This is a genomic window from Mesorhizobium sp. AR02 (genome assembly GCF_024746835.1).
In the GTDB taxonomy this organism is placed as follows: Bacteria; Pseudomonadota; Alphaproteobacteria; order Rhizobiales; family Rhizobiaceae; genus Mesorhizobium.
The window spans coordinates 132344-150688 of record NZ_CP080531.1 but is presented as its reverse complement, the minus strand read 5'-3'; the positions used below and the strand labels follow the sequence as shown (position 1 = coordinate 150688).

Annotated in this window: 14 protein-coding genes; 8 read left to right on the top strand and 6 right to left on the bottom strand. The window is 63.7% G+C overall.

Going from position 1 to position 18345, the window contains the following annotated elements; translation table 11 throughout:
• The first annotated feature begins 12 nt into the window (after nucleotides 1-12).
• The 4 genes from DBIPINDM_RS05435 to DBIPINDM_RS05420 all read left to right on the top strand — a co-directional run bounded on the left by DBIPINDM_RS05435 (nucleotide 13) and on the right by DBIPINDM_RS05420 (nucleotide 5789).
• Nucleotides 13-687 carry a response regulator transcription factor gene (locus DBIPINDM_RS05435; protein WP_027046649.1) on the top strand — a complete coding sequence of 225 codons (675 nt, stop codon included), beginning with the start codon at nucleotides 13-15 and terminating at the stop codon, nucleotides 685-687.
• Between the two features lie 130 nt (nucleotides 688-817).
• Entirely contained in the window at nucleotides 818-2299 is a 1482-nt protein-coding gene (locus tag DBIPINDM_RS05430) for a sensor histidine kinase (RefSeq protein ID WP_258584773.1), read from the top strand.
• Nucleotides 2299-5259 carry a bifunctional [glutamine synthetase] adenylyltransferase/[glutamine synthetase]-adenylyl-L-tyrosine phosphorylase gene (locus tag DBIPINDM_RS05425; protein ID WP_258584772.1) on the top strand — a complete coding sequence of 987 codons (2961 nt, stop codon included), beginning with the start codon at nucleotides 2299-2301 and terminating at the stop codon, nucleotides 5257-5259. The genes DBIPINDM_RS05430 and DBIPINDM_RS05425 overlap by 1 nt, the downstream gene beginning before the upstream one ends.
• Before the next feature lie 50 nt (nucleotides 5260-5309).
• Nucleotides 5310-5789 carry a hypothetical protein gene (locus DBIPINDM_RS05420; RefSeq protein WP_258584771.1) on the top strand — a complete coding sequence of 160 codons (480 nt, stop codon included), beginning with the start codon at nucleotides 5310-5312 and terminating at the stop codon, nucleotides 5787-5789.
• A 45-nt stretch (nucleotides 5790-5834) separates the two neighbouring features.
• Here DBIPINDM_RS05420 and DBIPINDM_RS05415 read toward each other — a convergent pair whose 3' ends face one another.
• A complete protein-coding gene (locus tag DBIPINDM_RS05415) occupies nucleotides 5835-8156 on the bottom strand; it encodes a PAS domain-containing sensor histidine kinase (protein ID WP_258584770.1) in 2322 nt (773 codons plus the stop codon).
• Nucleotides 8157-8352: 196 nt separating this feature from the next.
• On the bottom strand, nucleotides 8353-10998 hold the full coding sequence (gene pepN, locus DBIPINDM_RS05410; protein ID WP_258584769.1) for an aminopeptidase N: 2646 nt from the start codon (nucleotides 10996-10998) through the stop codon (nucleotides 8353-8355).
• Nucleotides 10999-11146: 148 nt separating this feature from the next.
• Here pepN and DBIPINDM_RS05405 point away from each other — a divergent pair, with 148 nt between their 5' ends.
• A complete protein-coding gene (locus DBIPINDM_RS05405; protein ID WP_258584768.1) occupies nucleotides 11147-12169 on the top strand; it encodes a DMT family transporter in 1023 nt (340 codons plus the stop codon).
• Here the strand turns inward: DBIPINDM_RS05405 and DBIPINDM_RS05400 are convergent, their stop codons facing one another.
• The 3 genes from DBIPINDM_RS05400 to DBIPINDM_RS05390 are packed head-to-tail and all read right to left on the bottom strand — an operon-like array spanning nucleotide 12170 to nucleotide 14608.
• Nucleotides 12170-12982, bottom strand: a complete 813-nt coding sequence (locus DBIPINDM_RS05400) for a helix-turn-helix domain-containing protein (RefSeq protein WP_258584767.1) — start codon at nucleotides 12980-12982, stop codon at nucleotides 12170-12172.
• A 54-nt stretch (nucleotides 12983-13036) separates the two neighbouring features.
• A complete protein-coding gene (locus tag DBIPINDM_RS05395) occupies nucleotides 13037-13912 on the bottom strand; it encodes a uracil-DNA glycosylase (protein WP_258589470.1) in 876 nt (291 codons plus the stop codon).
• Between the two features lie 51 nt (nucleotides 13913-13963).
• Nucleotides 13964-14608, bottom strand: coding sequence for a hypothetical protein (locus tag DBIPINDM_RS05390; RefSeq protein ID WP_258584766.1), 645 nt, complete (start codon nucleotides 14606-14608; stop codon nucleotides 13964-13966).
• Nucleotides 14609-14618: 10 nt separating this feature from the next.
• Here DBIPINDM_RS05390 and DBIPINDM_RS05385 point away from each other — a divergent pair, with 10 nt between their 5' ends.
• The 3 genes from DBIPINDM_RS05385 to DBIPINDM_RS05375 all read left to right on the top strand — a co-directional run bounded on the left by DBIPINDM_RS05385 (nucleotide 14619) and on the right by DBIPINDM_RS05375 (nucleotide 17199).
• Entirely contained in the window at nucleotides 14619-14765 is a 147-nt protein-coding gene (locus tag DBIPINDM_RS05385; RefSeq protein WP_258584765.1) for a hypothetical protein, read from the top strand.
• A gap of 63 nt (nucleotides 14766-14828) precedes the next feature.
• On the top strand, nucleotides 14829-16508 hold the full coding sequence (locus DBIPINDM_RS05380; RefSeq protein ID WP_258584764.1) for an electron transfer flavoprotein-ubiquinone oxidoreductase: 1680 nt from the start codon (nucleotides 14829-14831) through the stop codon (nucleotides 16506-16508).
• 94 nt (nucleotides 16509-16602) lie between these two features.
• Nucleotides 16603-17199: a DUF922 domain-containing Zn-dependent protease gene (locus DBIPINDM_RS05375; RefSeq protein ID WP_258584763.1), complete on the top strand. Its 597-nt coding sequence runs from the start codon at nucleotides 16603-16605 to the stop codon at nucleotides 17197-17199.
• A 37-nt stretch (nucleotides 17200-17236) separates the two neighbouring features.
• On the opposite strand, the gene DBIPINDM_RS05370 is transcribed toward DBIPINDM_RS05375, so the two are convergent.
• Nucleotides 17237-18247, bottom strand: coding sequence for an endonuclease/exonuclease/phosphatase family protein (locus DBIPINDM_RS05370; protein WP_258584762.1), 1011 nt, complete (start codon nucleotides 18245-18247; stop codon nucleotides 17237-17239).
• Between the last annotated feature and the right edge of the window lie 98 nt (nucleotides 18248-18345).

The following is an 18345-nucleotide window of genomic DNA, read 5'->3' as shown; positions in this document are numbered from 1 at the left end:
TATAACGGCCCAATGAAGATTCTCGTCATAGAAGACGATCGCGAGGCTGCGGATTATCTGCAGAAAGCCTTTACCGAAGCCGGTCATACCGCGCATGTCGCGGGTGACGGCGAGACAGGCTTCGCGCTTGCGGACGCCGGCGACTATGACGTGATGGTCATCGACCGGATGATGCCGCGCCGCGACGGCCTGTCGGTCATTGCCGGCCTTCGCTCCCGGGGCAACACCACGCCGGTCCTGATCCTGTCGGCACTGGGTGAGGTCGATGACCGGGTCACCGGGCTGCGCGCCGGCGGCGACGATTATCTGACCAAGCCCTATGCCTTCTCCGAGCTTCTGGCCCGCGTCGAGGTGTTGAACCGCCGCGCCAGCGCCAAGGAGGCCGAGACCGTCTACCGGGTTGGCGACCTTGAACTCGACAGGCTGTCGCATTCGGTCCGCCGGGCGGCGCGCGAGATCACGCTGCAGCCGCGCGAGTTCCGCCTGCTCGAATATCTGATGCGCCATGCCGGCCAGGTGGTGACGCGCACCATGCTGCTCGAAAATGTCTGGGATTATCATTTCGACCCGCAGACCAATGTCATCGATGTCCACGTCTCGCGGCTGCGCGGCAAGATCGAAAAGGGCTTCGACAAGCCGATCCTGCATACGGTTCGCGGCGCCGGCTATATGCTGAAGGGTGGCTAGAGCATGATCCCGAAAAGTGGGAACCGGTTTTCTCGGACAAACGGTTTCCGTTGTCCAGAGATCATGCTCCAACAAAGAGCTGGATCAGCATGACGATTCGACCAAACGTCACGCTGGTCTAGGCGACAGCATGGCTCTTTCCGTGCCGGCCATCATGAAGACGACGGCAGCGCGGCTTTCGGCGTTATACCTTCTGCTGTTCGCGCTCTGCGCCGTGCTGCTGGTCTTCTACATGACCTCGCTGTCGGCACGCATGCTGACGGCGCAGACGCAGGAGACCATCAACGACGAAGTGCTCGGCCTCGCTCGTGCCTATCAGCGCGGCGGCCTGCCCGTGCTGGTGCGCGTCGTCGAAAACCGCTCCCGCCAGCCTGGCGCCAACCTCTATCTCATCGCCGATGCCAATGGCCAGATCCTGACCGGCAACGTGCAGAGCCTGGAACCTGGGGTGATTGACACAGAGGGCTGGACGACCGAGCCGTTCTCCTACAAGCGCTTCGGCGAAGGCGAGCTTGATCGCCTGCGCAGCGGAACGTCCGACCAGACGCCGGCTCCTGCAACTGGCGACAACGCGACACCGCAGGCCGAAGGCGAGAAGGGTCACAACGCCATTGCGCTGGTGCTGCGGCTGCCCAACCAGATGATCATGCTGGTCGGCCGCGATCTTGGCGAACCGGAGCGCTTCCGCGCCGTCATCCGCCGTGCGCTGATGCTGGCGCTTGGCATGATGGGCCTGGGTGGCATCTTGATCTGGTTCTTTGTCGGCCGTGCCGCGCTGAAGCGCATCGACAGCGTGTCGGAGGCGAGCCGCCGCATCATGGGCGGTGATCTCTCGGGCCGGCTGCCGGTGACCGGCGCCGGCGACGAGTTCGACCGGCTTTCGGAAAACCTCAATTCCATGCTGGCCAGGATCGCAACGCTCAACGAAGGCCTGAAGCAGGTTTCCGACAACATCGCGCATGATCTGAAGACACCGTTGACCCGGTTGCGCAACCGTGCCGAAGCAACACTTTCCGGCAAGCACAAGCCCGCCGACTATCGCCAGGCGCTCGAAGGCACCATCACCGAGTCCGACCAGCTGATAAAGACCTTCAACGCCATCCTGATGATCTCCCGGCTCGAGGCCGGATATTCGTCCGAACACACCAACCGCGTCGATCTGGCGGCGGCCGTGCGTGATGTTGTCGAGCTCTACGAGCCGGTGGCGGAAGAGGCTGGCGTTTCGCTCGAAGCCGAAGTGAACGGCGCTTTTGTCGTCAACGGCAACCGCGAACTGATCGCCCAGGCGCTGTCCAACATCGTCGACAATGCGATCAAATATTCGACCGACTCCACCTCCAAGCCCGCGGTTCGTGTGACGCTTGAGCGGACACATGGCGAGATCAGGCTTTGTGTCGCCGACAACGGCCAGGGCATTCCGGACGATGCCGATCGGGCTCGGGCAACCGAACGTTTCGTGCGGCTGGAGAAGAGCCGTTCGCAGCCGGGCTCTGGCCTCGGCCTCAGCCTCGCCAAGGCGGTCATGACATTCCACTATGGACGGCTTGATCTCTTGCCTGGCAATCCGGGACTATCCGTGGTCATGAGTTTCCCCGCACGGGAGGATCACTGATGGCTGCGGTTGCGAAACGGACGGTCACGGACTGGTTGCTGAAGCCTGTGGTCGGGCTTGCCCCTCTCGACGAAGGCCGGGCGCGGCACGAATTGGCCGAAATCGCTACAGCGGCACGCGAAGAAGGGCTGGCGCGGCTGGCCAAGTTCCTGGCCGGCAAGGGGGAGGGCCAGGATTTCCTGGCCGCTGTCTTCGACCTCTCACCATTCCTGCGTGACACGGCGCGTCGCCGGCCGCGGATTCTGGATGCTCTTTTCGACCAGCCGGTCGAGGCGCGCCTGAAAGCGGTCACCGCCGCGATCGAACAGGCGCCGCTGGCCGAGGCGGTCTCCGAATCCGGCCTGATGATGGAGCTGCGCCAGTGCAAGGCCGAGGCGCATTTCCTGATCGCGCTGGCCGATCTCGCCGGTAAGGCGGAAACGTCGCTGACGGTACGGCGGCTGAGCGATCTTGCCGATGCCTGCACCCGTGCGGCCGTCGACTTCCTGCTGCGTGACGCGCATGGTCAGGGCAAACTCAAACTGCCGGACCTCGACAACCCGTCGCGGCAATCTGGCTGGATCCTGCTCGGCATGGGCAAGCTCGGCGCGCACGAGCTGAATTTCTCCTCCGATATCGATCTTGTCGTCTTCTTCGATCCGGAAGCACCCGCAATTGTCGACCCTCTCGACGCCACCGAGCTGTTTTCGCGGCTGACGCGACGGCTGGTGCGCATCCTGCAGGACCGCACCGAGCACGGCTATGTCTTCCGCACCGATCTGAGGCTGCGCCCGGATCCCGGTTCGACACCGCTGGCGATCCCGGTTGAAGCCGCACTGCGCTATTACGAAGCGCGGGGCCAGAACTGGGAGCGTGCGGCGATGATCAAGGCGCGTCCGGCCGCCGGCGATCTGGGCGCGGGTGCTGCCTTCCTCAAGGAGTTGCAGCCCTACATCTGGCGCAAATACATGGACTACGCGGCGATTGCCGACGTCCATTCGATCAAGCGCCAGATCCATGCCCACAAGGGCCACGGCGAGATTGCCGTCAAGGGCCACAACGTAAAGCTCGGCCGTGGTGGTATCCGTGAGATCGAGTTCTTCGTCCAGACCCAGCAGCTCATCGCCGGCGGCCGCTTTCCGGAACTGCGCGGCCGCGAGACCGTGCCGATGCTCGGCCAGCTCGCCGCCCGCGGATGGATCACCTCCGAGGCGCGTGACGCACTCGCCCGCCAGTACTGGTTCCTGCGCCGCGTCGAGCATGCCGTCCAGATGGTGGCCGACGAGCAGACGCATACGCTGCCGGAAGACGATGAGGGGCTGGAACGGATCGCCCATATGCTGGGCTTTGCCGATGCGGCGGCATTTGCCGGAGCGTTCCGCGCCTCGCTGCAGCAGGTCGAACGCCATTATGCAGCACTTTTCGAAACCGCACCGGAGCTTTCGGCGGGCATTGGCAATCTGGTTTTCACCGGCGATGTCGATGATCCCGACACGCTGCGAACCTTGCATGGTCTCGGCTTCCAGCGGCCGAGCGACATCTGCCGCGTCATTCGTGGCTGGCATTTCGGCCGCTATCGCGTCACCCGGTCGGCGGAGGCGCGCGAGCGGCTGACGGAATTGACGCCGGCCTTGCTCAAGGCCTTCGGCCAGACGCGCCGGGCGGACGAGGCCTTGATCCGCTTCGACGAATTTCTTGCCGGCCTGCCGGCCGGTATCCAGCTGTTTTCGCTGCTGCAGTCAAACCCAGCGCTGCTCAAGCTGATGGCGACGATCATGGGGGCCGCACCCCGGCTGGCGGCGATCATCACGCGCCGGCCGCATGTTTTCGACGGCCTGCTCGACCCGGCCTTGCTGAGTGAACTGCCGGACCGCGCCTATCTGTCGGCACGGCTTTCCGCCTTTCTTGAAGGCGATCGCCTTTATGAGGACGTGCTCGACCGGCTGCGCATCTTTGCCTCGGAGCAGAAATTCCTCATCGGTGTGCGGCTGCTTGCCGGCTCGATCGATCCGGCCCGGGCCGGCCGCGCCTTTTCCGATCTGGCCGATCTCACCATCGAAGCGGCCTTGCAGGCGGTGATAACCGAATTCGCGGCGCGCCACGGCAGGATCGCCGGTGGCGTGGTTTCGCTGCTCGGCATGGGCAAGCTTGGCAGCCGCGAATTGACCGCGGGGTCGGATGTCGACCTCATCCTGCTCTACGACCACGATGCGGACGCCGAGGACTCCGACGGTGACAAGCCGCTGGCGCCTTCGCATTACTACACCCGCATGACGCAGCGGCTGATCTCGGCCGTCTCGGCACCGACGGCGGAGGGGGTGCTCTACGAGCTCGACCTGCGGCTGCGGCCGTCCGGCAACAAGGGGCCGGTGGCCACCCATATCGATGCCTTCAAGAAATACCAGCGCCAGGAGGCCTGGACCTGGGAGCACATGGCACTATCGCGGGCACGCGCCATCGCTGGCGATGTCGGCCTGTGCGCCGAGGTCGAAGCGGAAGTCGCGGCCGTGCTTGGCCAGCCGCGCGACGCGGCAAAGGTGAGGTCGGAAGCCTCGGATATGCGGGCCATGATCGAGATGGAAAAGCCGCCGCGCGATCTCTGGGACATCAAGTTGATCCCCGGGGGACTGATCGATCTTGAATTCATCGCCCAGGTGGCTGTCATCACCGGGCAGGTCGAGGCCGGGCCACGTGCCACCGGTACGGCCGAGATTCTCTCACGTCTGGCACCTCGTTTCGCGGATGCCGGGGTCAGGCAGGAACTTGGTGCCGCCTTCGCGCTCTATCTGGCGCTGACCCAGATGACGCGGCTGTGCCTCACCGGGGCCTTTGAGCGCGATGACGTTCCGCCGGGGCTTTCGGATCTGCTTCTGGCGGTCACCGACCTGCCGGATTTCGGTGTGCTGGAAGCACACCTCAAGGAGACGTCGCAAAAGGTCAGGAAGGACTTTGACTTTTTGCTTCGTGCCGGACGACCGTGAAGTAGCTGGTCCGGCCCGCATCGGGGGTGACGATGCAACAGGAGAAGACCATGAGAAAGTCAACCAAGCTTGCCCTTGCCTTCGCAGCGCTCGCCGGCGCCGTCGGCACCACGGCCTACGCTGAAAACAATGCCAGCGGAAAAATGCGCGAGGACACGATGATGCGCCTCAACAAGGCGATAAGCGATTCAGACGGCGCCATCACCTTCGACCAGTTCTCCGACGCCATGAACGCGCGGCTGAAGAAGCTCGTTGCCGCCAATGGCGGCAAGCTGACCGTCGCCCAACTCGCCGACGCGCTGGAGAAGGCGCGCTTCGAGCGGATGGCCAAGCGCATCATCGCCCGCTACGACGCCAAGGGCGACGGCACGCTGACCACGGATGACATCACCGGCCGTGAGAAGAAGGTGTTCGCCATGCTCGACAAGAACAATGACGGCAAGATCGAGAAGGGTGAGTTGCCGACGGGCGGCCGCTTTGGCCATCACCGTCAATCGGATGACGAAGGCAACGACGGCAGCGTGCAGTGAGATTGTCTGATGCAGGCTCCGGGAACGTCGCTCGGAGCCTGCCGATCAAGCCGCGACCTTGACCGCCTGGGTCGCCTTCTTCACCGGAATGCGCACCGATACGATCGTGCCGACGCCTTCGGTCGACCGGATTTTCAGCGCGCCGCCCTGGAGCTCGGCCAGCGAGCGCGAGATCGCAAGGCCAAGCCCGGATCCGGCATGGTTCTTGGAGAACTGGTTCTGCACCTGTTCGAAGGGCCGCCCGAGCTTGCCGAGCGCCGCTTTCGGGATGCCGCAGCCATTGTCCTCGATCGTCAGCACCAGCGCGCCGGACGTGTTGCGGGCCCTGACCGATATGTGGCCGCCCTGGCCCGTGAACTTCACCGCGTTGGACAGAAGGTTGATGACGATCTGCTTGATCGCCCGGCGGTCCGCAAACAGCGTCAGCGCGTCGGCGATACGCGTTTCCACGGTGATCGCCTTCTGTGCCGCTTGCAGCGAGACGACGCGCACCGTCTCGCTGATCAGCGGCCCGAGGTCGATCTGCTCCTGGTCCAGCGAGAACTGGCCGGCCTCGATCTTGGACATGTCGAGAATGTCGTTGATGACGCCGAGCAGATATTTGCCGCTGCTGTTGATGTCGGTGGCATATTCCTCGTAGCGCTCCGACCCCAACGGGCCGAACAGCCCCTGTTCCATCAGTTCGGAGAAACCGATGATGGCGTTCAGCGGCGTGCGCAGTTCATGCGACATGTTGGCCAGGAATTCGGATTTGGCCCGGTTCGCTGCTTCAGCGCGTTCGGTTTCCTTCATGTATTTGCGGTTGAGGTCGACCAGCTCACTGGAGCGCTCCTCTTCGGAGCGCCTGGCGAGGCTAAGATCATGGATCGTTGCCATCAGCCTGCGTTCGCTGTCGACCAGCTTTTCCTGATGCAGCTTGATCTGGGTGATGTCGGAGCCGACCGAGACGATGCCGCCATCCCTGGTCCTGAGTTCGTTGACCTGCAGCCAGCGGCCGTCAGCCAGCTGCCGCTCGAAAGTGGCGCCGCCTTGCGGACCATTGGTGTTGGCAAGCCGGCGCTCGGAAGCAAAGGCCAGCATCCGTTCCTCCAGGGAAGCGCGCGTCACGCCCGGCATCACGTCGCGATCCGAGAGCCCGTTGTCCTGCTGGTATTTGGAGTTGCACATGATCAGCCGCTGCGCCGAATCCCACAGCACGAAGGATTCGTTGATGTTCTCGATCGCGGTTCTCAGCCGCAGATCGGCCGCCTCGGAACGCAGCGCCAGATGGCGCTGCTCGGTGACGTCGACGGCGATGCCGATCAGCTGGATTTCCGGTGCCTCCGGATCCATGACCTGGGCACGAGCGCGCATCCACACCCATTGGCCATCGGCATGCCGCATCCTGAACACCTGGTCGATGTGATCGATTTCGCGGGCGACAATTCTGTTGGCGAGTTCGAACAGGTCGCCGTCCTCGGGGTGTATGATCTCGTCGACCTCGCCGAAGGACAGCATCGTCTCGCAAGGCTCGTAGCCCAGCATGTCGTACATCGAGCGCGACCAGTACATCTTGCCGCGAACCATGTCCCAGTCCCACAGGCCGCAGCGGCCGCGCACCAGCGCCATGTCGATGCGCTGATGCGCTTCGAGATAGATGCGATCGGCGGCCTGCGCGCGCGCCGCCTGCCCGAAATAGGCGTAGAGGATGATGATCAGCACGCCGGCCGTCAGCACGAACAGGGTGACGTTGAGCGAGACGGTCTTGCGCCAGGTGTCGAAGACCGCTTCCTGCGGCACCAGGGCCGCCGCGGCACCCTTCCGGTCCTTGGCCACGCTGACCGCGGCGTACCAGTCCTGGCCGCCGATATTGACCTCCATGACGCCGGCGCGATCACCGAACATAAACAGGGGCTGACCGCCCTCGACGAGGCCGTCGAGGGCATGGCCTTGCCAAGGCATCGAGCGCGGCGTCACCGCGGTGATCTTGAAGGCGCTGTCGGTGATGACGAGCACATGGCTGCGGCCCATCGCACCTTGGCGGCTGGTGGTCTCCAGCAGGTCCTGTATGGCGCCGGGCACGGTATCCGAGGTGGTGGCTAGCGAACTGGCCAGTTGCCCAGCCGCCAGCGTCAGGATCGCCTTGGCATCACGCTCGACATCGTCGCGTTCGTTCATCAGCGACAGCACGCGCAGCGCCGCGATGACGAGAAGGAAGATGATGATGAGGGCCGGTATCGACCGGCGCAGCAGCGGCTCGGCGGCCAGAAGCCGCTTGTAGGCGGGTTCGGCGATGAGCCGCGTATTCCCGGCAAGGCCGTCGCTGCGCGTCTCGCGACGCGCAAAAGCCATCCCACCGGGCGCGCCCCACGCGTCCGCCTTCGCCATAAATGGCACTCCCCGAATTTGCCTATGCTGCTTGGTGATCCGGCAAACGCCGCACATCCGAATCGTCAGTAAAGAATCAAACGTGATTCGCCTTGTCCAGTGGTCCGGCGAAAAAAGATTAAAAATCGACTAAAATAATGGGCTTTCGGAGGTTTGGAAGCCGGCCTTCTCCCGCACGGGAGAAGGCAAGGGGTGCCTAGGCCAGGGTCCGCTCGACGATATCGCGCAGATCCGCCGACAGGTTTTCGGCATTGGCGATCGAAAGCAGCGCTTCCCGGGCCTTGGCCTGCCGGCCCGGTTCGAGCGAACGCCATGATCTGAGCGCCGTCGCCAGCCTTGCCGCCACTTGCGGATTGCGTTTTTCGACCTCGAGCACCGTCTGCGCGAAGAAACGGTAGCCTTCGCCGTCGGCGCGGTGGAAGCCGGTCTGGTTGGCGCTGGAGAATGTGCCGATCAGCGAGCGCACCCGATTCGGATTGGCCATCGAGAAGGCCGCGTGAGCGGTTAGCGCCCGAACCGTGTCCACTGCCTGTGGTCCGGGCACGCCGGCCTGGATCTGGAACCATTTGTCCATGACCAGCGGGTCGGACGCATAGGTCTTTTCGAAAGCTGCCAGCGCTTTGTTTGCCTCCGGCGAACCATGGTGGCGATACGCGAGCACGGCGAGGGCGGACGCGTGGTCGGTCATGTTGGTCGCCGACTGGAAATGCCCAGCCGCCAATGCCGCTCCACCCGGCAGCAGCGAGAGATAATCCAGCAAGATGTTGCGCAGGGCGCGCCGTCCCGCACTTGCCGCATCCGGGCTGAACACGGCCGTGTCGGCGAGGCGATCATATAGTTCCGCGAAGGGTTCCTGGTTCGCCGTGGCGATTGCGAGCGCAAGAGCCTGTCGGGCTGCGTGGATGGCGTCGGGATCGATGTTCTTGCCGATGTCGCGGGCGATGTCGGCATCGCCTGGCAGCGCCAGCGCCAGGGCCCGGTAGGCGGGCTCCAGCGTCTCGTCGGCGGCGATGCTGCCGGCGAGCTCGGTCAGCCGCGTCGCGAAGACCGGCTGCTTGCCGCCAAGGATTTCGCGGAAGGCTGCGATCAGCGCATCGGTGAGCAGTGTGTTGAAGGCCTGCCAGCGCGAGAAGGCGTCGCTGTCATGACGGGCAAGGTAGAACTGATCGTCGGCCTTCTGCTCGACCGACAGAGTCACCGGCGCCGAAAAGCCGCGGTTGAGCGACACCGCCGGACGTTCGGCAACGCCTGAGAAACGCACAATATGGCGACGCTTGCGGACATGGATGATGCCGTCCTCGACGCTGGCGCCCTCGACGCCGCTATATGCGACAGGCTTGCCGCCGGCGCCGATCAGCCCGAAGGCGAGCGGGATATGCATCAGCCGCTTGCGGCTTTCGGAAGGCGTCGGCGGCACCGACTGCTCGATCTCGAGCGTGAATTCTTGCGCGGCCACATTGTGCGTCGAACTGACCGTCAAATTGGGCGTGCCGGCCTGATGATACCAGAGCGCGAACTGCGACAGGTCGCGGCCCGAGGCATCCTCGAACACCTTGATGAAATCCTCGATCGTCGCCGCATCGCCGTCATGCCGCTCAAAATAGAGGTCCATGCCGGCGCGAAAGGCTTCGGCCCCGAGGATGGTGCGGATCATTCGCACCACTTCGGAACCCTTTTCGTAGACCGTCGCCGTGTAGAAATTGTTGATCTCGCGGTAGCGGCGCGGCCGCACCGGATGCGCCAGCGGACCCTGGTCCTCGGGAAACTGGTGCGCGCGCAGCGTGCGCACTTCAGCGATGCGCTTGACCGCGCGCGAGCGCTGGTCGGCGGAGAATTCATGATCGCGGAAGACCGTCAGGCCTTCCTTCAGGCAAAGCTGGAACCAGTCGCGGCAAGTGATTCTGTTGCCTGTCCAATTGTGGAAATATTCATGCGCGATGATCGCCTCGATATTGGCGAAATCGGCGTCCGTCGCCGTCTCCTGGTCGGCCAGCACATATTTGTCGTTGAAGATGTTGAGGCCCTTGTTCTCCATCGCGCCCATGTTGAAGTCGGACACGGCGACGATGTTGAAGACGTCGAGGTCATATTCGCGGCCAAACGCCTCCTCGTCCCATTTCATAGATCGCTTCAGCGCGTCCATGGCGTAGCCGGCAAGCGTCTCCTTGCCGGGCTCGACATAGATACCGAGCTCGACCTCGCGGCCGGATAGGGTGACGAAACTGTCGGCGACCTGGCCGAGATTGCCGGCCACCAGCGCGAACAGATAGGACGGCTTGGGGAAGGGGTCGTGCCATCCAGCATAGTGCCAGCCGTCGCCGATATCGCCCTTGTCGACCGGATTGCCGTTGGACAGGAGCAGCGGCGCCTCGTCGCGCAACGCCTCGATGCGGACGGTGTAGACGGACAGGATATCGGGGCGATCGAGGAAATAGGTGATGCGGCGAAAGCCCTCGGCCTCGCATTGCGTGCAATAGACATTGTTCGAGCGGTAGAGGCCCATCAGGGCTTCGTTGCCGGCGGGCGCCAGTTCGGTTTCGATCAACAGTTGAAAGCGGCGCGCGGCCGGTGGCTTGAGAATGGTGAGCTGGTCAGGCGTCACCAGCAGATCCGCCGGTTTTGCCTTCTTGCCGTCGATCTCGATGCGCTTGAGCTTCAGCCCGTCGCCGTCGAGCACCAAGGGCGCCGTAGCGGACACGCCGTCGCGGCGTTCGACCGTCAATATCGCGGTGACGATTGTAGCCTCAGGCGAAAGGCGGAAGGTGAGGTTGGTCTGCGGAATGAGATAATCGTTGGGGCGATAGTCTTCGAGCTTGAAGACCTGGCCGGTGTCCGTGCGCATTCCCTGGGTTTTCCTGTCGATTGCGTTGGAAGCGGACGTTCCCGCTGGTCCAAGAAATTTGAAGTCCGCGCTCTTTACACGAAACAGTCCCTCGACAAAACTGCGAGGGGGTCTATCGGGGCCTTCTTTGCGGCATCGCGGCTAAAGCATGTTGAATGCCAGCGTTGCCGGGCATACAGGCAACGATCATGGACTCATCGCCAGCGTGACATCAGGAGCCGGTGCTCAACCAGAAACAACCGGCGGCCACGGTACGCTGAGGGGCATCGCCCTGAAGATCGTGTCCGTCGCGGTTTTTGTCGGCATGCAAACCTGCATCAAGGCGGCCGGCGACGTGCCGGCCGGGCAGATCGTCTTCTTCCGCTCCTTCTTCGCCATCTTCCCGATCATTGCCTTCCTGGCATTGAAGGGACAGCTGTCGACGGCATTCGTCACGAAACGTCCCTTCAACCACGTCGCACGCGGTATTGTGGGCGTTGGCGCCATGGGGCTTGGCTTCTTCGCGCTGACCAGGCTGCCGCTGCCGGAGGCGATCACCCTGAACTATGCGCAGCCGCTGCTGGTCGTGGTGTTCTCCTCGGTCTTCCTTGGCGAGACGATCCGCGTCTATCGCTGGAGCGCTGTCGCCATTGGTCTTGTCGGCGTGCTCATCATTTCCTGGCCGGAACTGACCCTGCTCAATTCGGATGAAGCGCTCGACGACCAGGAGGTCCTGGGCGTCATGGCCGCGCTGGTGGCCGCGGCGGTCTCGGCTGTCGCCATGCTGCTTGTGCGCAATCTCGTGCAAACGGAGAAGACGGCGACCATCGTGTTATGGTTCTCGTCGACCGCGAGCGTGCTCTCGCTGCTGACGCTGCCTTTCGGCTGGCAATCGCTGACGCCGGCGCAAGCCGCGCTGCTCATCATGGCCGGCTTCTGCGGCGGCCTCGGCCAGATCCTGATGACCTCGGCCTATCGCCATGCCGAGGCTTCGGTGGTGGCGCCGTTCGAGTACACCTCGATGATCCTCGGCGTCATCGTCGGCTATTTTGTTTTCGGCGACGTGACCTCGCTCAGCACGCTGGTCGGTGGTGCGATCGTGGTGACCGCCGGCGTCTTCATCATCTGGCGCGAGCGCCAGCTTGGCCTTGAGCGCACCCGAACGCGAAAGGTGACACTGCCACAGGGGTGATCAGGATCGTTCGTTCCGCTCCTTGGCCAGTCGCACCAGCACCGAGCGAGTCTGTTCGTCGGCCGGGAAAAAGGACTCGATCGCCAGTTCAGACAAGGTCACGTCGAGCGGCGTGCCGAACACGGTGATGGTGCTGATGAAAGACAGCACCTGATCGCCATGCGCGAGGCGCAGCGGATGCACGATGGCATTCGGCTCGACGGGTGTTGGCCTGTTGCCCTTGAGGCCGGAAGGATAGCTGCGCAGCTCGCGCTCCAGTTCGACCAGCACCGGATCGCCGTTGGCATCGTTCTGGTGCTTGAGACGTTCGAGCAGGTGCGTGCGCCATTCCGCGAGGTTGACGATGCGCGGTGCGATGCCGCCGGGGTGCAGGCTGAGGCGAAGCACGTTGACCGGCGGCGCCAGCAGCGAAGCCTCGCCGACATCGGCAAGGAAGGGAGCAATTGCGGCATTCGCCGAAACCAGGTTCCAGTGCCTATCGACAGCCAGCGCCGGGAAGGGCTCATGCCCCTTGAGCACGATCTCGACGGCCGCCATCGCCGGTGCCAGTGTCGTGTCGGTCAGCGGCCTTTCGCTGAAGCTCGGCGCAAAGCCCGCCGCCAGCAGCAACTGGTTGCGCTGCCTCAGCGGGATCGAAAGCTGCTCCGCCAGATGCAAGACCATATCGCGCGAGGGCGCGGCACGCCCACTTTCGACAAAACTCAGATGCCGCTGCGAAATCTCGGCCTCCATGGCGAGGTCGAGCTGGCTCATGCGGCGGCGCGTGCGCCATTCGCGAATGAGGCTGCCGGCGGAGGTTTGGGCTGATGTCATGGGAGGATGGTTAGGGCGACAGGGACGGCATTTCAATTACCCGCGAGGTCATCGCTAGGAGAGCGCCCGCAGCTTCGCCTTCACCTCAAGAAAATCCCGCCATGCCAGCTTCTTGTGCGCGGGCGTTCGCAGGAGATAGGCCGGATGCAGTGTCGGCATGGCCGGAATGGCGATGCCGGAGGCCGTGGTGTGGACGCGCCAGTTGCCACGCAGCCGCAAAATGCCTTCGGAGGTGTTGAGCAAGGTCTTGGCCGAGGGTCCGCCGAGATTGACCAAGACCTTGGGATTGACCAGCTCGATCTGCCGCTCGATGAACGGCCGGCAGATCTCGGTCTCGTGCGGCGTCGGCGTGCGGTTGCCTGGCGGCCGCCACGGAATGACATTGGCGATGTAGACCGAAGTGCGGTCGAGCCCGATCGCGGCCAGCATGCGGTCGAGCAGCCGGCCCGAGCGGCCGACGAAGGGCAAGCCCTCAATATCCTCGTCGCGGCCCGGCGCTTCGCCAACCAGCATGACCGCGGCCTCCGGGTTGCCGTCGGCGAACACCAGGTTCTTGGCGGTGGTCTTGAGATTGCAGCCGTCGAAGGCAGCCATATGCTGGCGCAACTCGTCCAAGGTTGTTGCCGTTGTTGCCAACTGGCGCGCCAGCGCCGCCTGAGCTTCGTCTGGCACGGCGGCTACCGATGAACGTGCCGGTGGCGCATCCGGCACGTTGCTCGTATCCAAGCCGGGCGAAGCCGCTGGCCGCTCCGGCGCCCTCTCCTCGCGAGGGGGCGCCGCCTGCACCGGTGCGCGCTCGACAGGCCTCGGCGCCGGCTCGGCGAAGCGGTTCACCGGGGCGTCTTCCAACGCCTCATCGACGCCGGCGCTGGCATAGAAGGCCAGGATGTCGGCAATTTCGGTAGGGTTGTTGGGGGAGGCGGCAGTCATGGTGCGCACATTCGTCCGCATGACTGCAATTTGCAAGGCCGGCCGCTTGCCCTATCCCGTCGGGATGCGCGGATCCTGCACCACATAGAAGGTCCATCGCGGCGTATAGTCGGTCATCAGGAACTCGAAGCTGACGGTCTTGTGCGGGTCGACCTTGCCGTTCTTGAACAGCAGCCGGTCATAAGGTTCGAACTCGCGGTCGAAATCGGCGAAATTGCTCGACCAGATATTTTCCGGCGTCTTGTTGCGTTGGTCGAACGAGAACCCGTCTCCAAACACGCTCGGCTGGTTCAGGATCTCCTGAAGCTCGAACTGGAACTCGATCCAGGCCTGGCCGCTGTTGTTGAGCACGTCGATGCGCATATACATGATGCCGTTGGCGAACTCGCCCGCCTTGCCGAATGTCTGGATCGGCTTGGTGGTGCGGATGGTCAGCGTCACCGGTGTCGCCGAATTCAGCTCTTCGGTGATGACCAGCGGGTCGTCCTTGGTCCCGATGCCGGAAGCACCGGTGATGCGGAAGCCGCCAAGCTCGTCGGAAAAGGAATAGGCGCCTGTCGCCCAGACTTTCACTTCGTCCGCGGCGGCGTGCCCCGGTGCCGACATCAGAAGGGCCAGAAGAATCGCCCGGCAGGCCCGGCCGGGCGGGAAAACAAAGCGCGTCGAAGAAAAGCCGGCAGGCCCAGGAATGCGCATGGCGGGAAGTATGGCTGATAAGCAAGCCGTCGAACAATTAAAAAACGCGAGCACTGCAGGTCTCGCCGTGCACAAACGGCTGCCCTGCTGCAAGATGCGCGACTTTTTGGCCAAATCCGCATTGTCACGTCTGCGCCGGTTTCCTGTCGCCAATTGATGCGCTATGCAGCGCAGGAGCCAGCAAGATACGCAACAGCGGCAAGCCAGTGCGGAGGGGTTGATGAGCGATATCGAACGCGAAAGCATGGAATTCGACGTGGTCATCGTCGGTGCCGGTCCGGCCGGCCTTGCCGCGGCCATCCGCCTCAAGCAGGTCAATCCCGAGCTTTCCGTCGTCGTGCTGGAAAAGGGCGGCGAGGTCGGCGCCCACATCCTCTCCGGCGCCGTCGTCGACCCGATCGGCATCGACCGGCTGCTGCCCGGCTGGCGCGAGGAGGATGGCCATCCCTTCAAGACGCCGGTCACGGCGGATCATTTCCTGGTGCTCGGCCCTGCCGGCTCGTTCCGCCTGCCCAACATTCTGATGCCGCCGCTGATGAACAATCACGGCAATTACATCGTCTCGCTCGGCAATGTCTGCCGCTGGCTGGCTGGTAAGGCCGAGGCGCTTGGCGTCGAAATCTATCCGGGCTTTGCCGCCGCAGGCCTGCTCTACAATGAAGAAGGCGCCGTCACCGGCGTCGTCACCGGCGATATGGGCGTCGAGAAGGACGGCACGCACGGCCCGGGCTTCGCGCCGGGCATGGCGCTGATGGGCAAATATGTGCTGATCGGCGAAGGCGCGCGCGGCTCGCTCGCCAAGCAGCTGATCGCCAAATACAAGCTTTCCGATGGCCGCGAGCCTGGCAAATACGGCATCGGCCTGAAAGAACTCTGGCAGGTCAAGCCGGAGAACCATCGGCCAGGCCTGGTCCAGCATTCCTTCGGCTGGCCGCTCGACATGAAGACCGGCGGCGGCTCGTTCCTCTACCATCTCGAGGACAATCAGGTGGCGGTCGGCTTCGTTCTCCACCTCAACTACAAGAATCCGTATCTATCGCCTTTCGAGGAATTCCAGCGCTTCAAGACCCATCCGGCGATCCGCGGCACCTTCGAAGGCGCCAAGCGCCTGGGCTATGGTGCGCGCGCCATCACCGAGGGTGGCTGGCAGTCGGTGCCGAAACTGTCCTTCCCAGGCGGCGCGCTGATGGGCTGCGCGGCGGGCTTCGTCAACGTGCCGCGCATCAAGGGTTCGCACAATGCGGTGCTCTCCGGCATGCTGGCGGCCGAGCATGTCGCCGAGGCGATCGGCGCTGGCCGCGCCAATGACGAGCTTTCCTCCTATGAGGCGGCCTGGCGCGCCACCGACATCGGCAAGGATTTGAAGAAGGTGCGCAACGTCAAGCCGTTGTGGTCGCGCTTCGGCACCATCGTCGGCATCGGCCTTGGCGGCCTCGACATGTGGCTGAACACGCTGTTCGGCGTCTCGCCCTTCGGCACGCTGAAGCACGGCAAGGCCGACTATGCGGCGCTCGAGCCAGCCGCCAAGCACAAGAAGATCGCCTATCCGAAGCCGGATGGCGTGCTGACATTCGACCGCCTGTCCTCGGTATTCCTGTCCAACACCAATCACGAAGAGAACGAGCCGGTCCATCTGCTGGTCGGCGATATGGAACTGCAGAAGCGGTCCGAGCACGATGTCTTTGCCGGGCCTTCGACACGCTATTGCCCGGCTGGCGTCTATGAATGGGTCGACAAGGACGGCAATGCCGCCGCTGATCCGGCGGCGAAAGATGTGCGCTTCGTCATCAACGCGCAGAACTGCGTCCACTGCAAGACCTGCGATATCAAGGACCCGAACCAGAACATCAATTGGGTGCCGCCACAGGGCGGAGAAGGTCCGGTCTACCAGGGTATGTGACCTCGCGCGGCCGGGCGGTTTGGGCCTCGGCGGCAAAACCGTTGAAACGGCCACCGGTCTATGGTTCCTTCTCCCGGGATAGGGGAGAAGGCCGATGCGCCGGATGGTTATGACATGCCTCGTCGCTATTGGAGCGCTGTGTGCGCCAGAGGCCCTGGCCGGCACCAGGGCGGTGGTCCAGACGCGGACTTACGACATTACGGGAAGCTCGGGCGCGGCCCTCGTCGAGGCGATGGACAGCAAGGGCCCAAGGCACGGCTTCATGACGCATGCCATCGCCACGACTGCCTATACCGTCGATTGGGACCTCGACGCCGGTCAGAGCAACGGCTTCTGCCGGATGCGGGGCGTCAATGGCACGCTCAATCTTTTCTACACCTTCCCTCGCTTTGCCTCGCCCGCGACGCCGGCACTGAAAAGGCGCTGGAACAGGTTTTTCGCCGGTGTTCGCGCCCATGAGGAAACACATGGGCGCATCGCCAGGGAAATGATGCGCGCTACGGAAAGGTCGATAGCCGGCCTGCGGGTGGCCAACGACCCGTCTTGCTACAAGACGCGCCGCGAAGCTCAGCTTCGCATCAAGGCTGTCTATGCCGAATATGAGGCCAAACAAAACGCCTTCGATCGGCGCGAGCACAGCAACGGCGGCCATGTCGAGCATCTGATCGCTGCCTTGATCAAAAAACCATGAACGAGTGATCCGGTCAGCGTCGTGGCGCGGGCTTCGCTCAGCCGTGAGGCTTGGCTGACAGGTTACTCGCCGCGAGTGCTGTGGCGTGGTCATTCTCAGGCTGCTTGTCGTCAGGGCGAAGCGTGAACTCGACCAGCACCGGCAGATGGTCGGAGCCGGTATCCTCCAGCCGCGTCGAAGACAGGATGGTCAGCCCACCTTTGCTGAACACCTGGTCGATCGGCAGGCCCGCATAGCGGCGCAGGACGTCGGGCAGTGTCCGGTGGATCCAGGTCGGGCCGGCCGAAGGCATAAGTGTCAGCCCGCCGAGAGCCGCGACCCGCCGCACCGCCGCACTCCACGGCACGGCGTTGCAATCGCCGGCCATGATCGCGGTCGGGCCAAGCCCGGCCAGTGTCTGCGCAAGTTCGCCGATCTGCCAGTATTGCTCCTTCGGCCACGGCCAGCTCAAATGGATCGCGGCGACATCGACGGGAATGCCGCCGAAGTCGATGGTCGCGGTCGCCATCGCGCCGCGCGGCTCGCACCGCGGTGTCGTGCCGGCCAAAAAGGGCCGGCGCGACAGCAGCGCCACGCCGAACATGCCGTTCGGGTAGGGGCAGAGGATACGGTAGGGGTAGGCGCTGGTGATGGTGCCAAGCTCGGTCGTCCACATCTCCGACACCTCGTCGAGGGTGATCACGTCCGGGTTGGTGCGGCCGATCAGGGAGAGCACTTTTTTCGGTGTCGGGTTGTTGAAGCGCAGATTCATCTGCAGCAGGCTGTAGACGGCTTGATCGGCGGGCTTGGCAGCCGCAGGCTGCGGCCAAAGCCTCGGCAGCGCGCTTGCCGTCGTGGCCAGGCAGGCGATGGCAAAGACCAGCCCCGCTGCTGCCTGCAGCCGAAACGAGCTGGCAAGCAGTGGCAGCGCCAGAAGCGCCATAAGCCCGCTGAAGTGCATGCGGAAATGCGAGAAGGAATCGAAAGCCGGATGCAGCGTGCCGAAGAACCCGGCCAGCAGCGCGACCGACAATGCCGTCATCGCCAGGAATGCCAACCCAGCCGTCATTTTCAAGCGCGCGCCTGTTATCATTGAGGTCGTGTCTGCTGGATGCCGCCTGCGTTCGATCTGCTTATCGGCCAAATTGCGGCCTGATCAAGACGACG